The organism is Microcoleus harperi Pol14_C6 (genome assembly GCF_036701295.1).
In the GTDB taxonomy this organism is placed as follows: domain Bacteria; phylum Cyanobacteriota; class Cyanobacteriia; order Cyanobacteriales; family Microcoleaceae; genus Microcoleus.
The window spans coordinates 1-1375 of record NZ_JAUBQN010000110.1 but is presented as its reverse complement, the minus strand read 5'-3'; the positions used below and the strand labels follow the sequence as shown (position 1 = coordinate 1375).

Below are 1375 nucleotides of genomic sequence, written 5' to 3'. Positions count from 1 at the left end.
AATCAGTTGACGTGCCATAACTAATGACCTCTAAACAGTATCTTTATTCTATGCAACTTCATATAAAATTGGTATAACATCGCTCCACTTCTCCTTACAACCAAGCCTGAGAGCATTTGCTCTCAGGCTTTTCTAGCGGGATTTTTAACTGCTTGTTGGATTGGGCGCGCTAACTCAAGCAGAGGATTTGGTTTCTTCAGCTACTTGCTCGTTGTTGGGCAACTCCAGGCAATAACCAGCCCCATATACGGTTTTGATGTACCTAGGATGGCGGGGATCGGGTTCCATCTTGGTTCTCAGGTGTCTGATGTGTACACGAATAGTCTCGATGTCGTCGTCGGGGTCGTAACCCCACACTTCTTTGAGAATTTCGCTGGGAGAGACTGTCTGACCGTGGCGCTGAAGCAAGCAGTGCAGCAACTCAAACTCTAGGTGGGTCAGTTTGACTGTCTGATCGTACCAAACAGCTTCAAACCTTTCGGGGACAAGGGTCAGCGGGCCGTAATTCAGGATTTCGGAGTGTTTGGCAGCTTGGGGGATGCGGTCTGTGCGCCTTAGTAGAGCTCGCACTCGGGCTAGCATCTCTTCTAGTTCAAATGGTTTGGTCAGGTAGTCGTCGGCGCCGGAGTTGAAGCCTTCTACTTTGTCTTGAGTTTGACTTAAGGCTGTCAACATCAAGACGGGAATGTCTGAGGTGCGCTCGTCACGCCGCAAACGCTGACATACGGTGAACCCGTCTACTCTAGGCAGCATGAGGTCTAGCATGATCAGGTCGGGGAGCAGTTGTATGGCTAGTGCCTGACCTTTGATGCCGTCTTCTGCCTGGGTGACTTCGTAGCCAGCCATTTCTAGGTTGACGGCTACAAGTTCGGCGATCGCCGCGTCATCATCAATAACAAGTATCCGGGGCATCATTATTTATCTCACCGCTAACCGAATGGCAGAGCCTACAGCCTTCTGGGGGTTCCAGGTAACTTTAACGAACAATTTTTTAATTTTAAGCTTCATTAAGGATTATAAGGTTCATTAAGAACTTTGCGGGCTCTGTAAATATTCTTGTACTAATTATAAGCCCTAGGAGCGCATATCAGAAAACTGTTCGCCAAAAATCTTGCTGGGGGCCGATTTTTTACGGGCAAGAACAGCCTCAACTTTTGGAGGGTGCGCCTGCGACTTGACAGAATCCCCTAACGGTAGCCCGCGTCTTGCAGAACCCAGTTAACCATTAACTGTTACCTGTTAATTTTTTGAAGAGGTTAATTTTTATTAAAAAACTTTAGTGTTTTTTGAGGGGTAGTGCTTATATCAGGTTCGGGTAATTACTTATAATATTAATTCGGGCGCTCGAACTTGAATTCGGGCGCTCGAACTTGAA

General features: G+C 47.1%; 1 protein-coding gene. It reads right to left on the bottom strand.

Features of this window, described 5'->3' with window-relative positions; genetic code table 11:
- Positions 1-174: 174 nt before the first annotated feature.
- The gene (gene rpaA / locus QUA27_RS27195) at positions 175-912 is read right to left on the bottom strand and encodes a two component system response regulator RpaA (protein ID WP_333072153.1); all 738 of its coding nucleotides are present in this window, start codon (positions 910-912) and stop codon (positions 175-177) included.
- Positions 913-1375 lie beyond the last annotated feature (463 nt).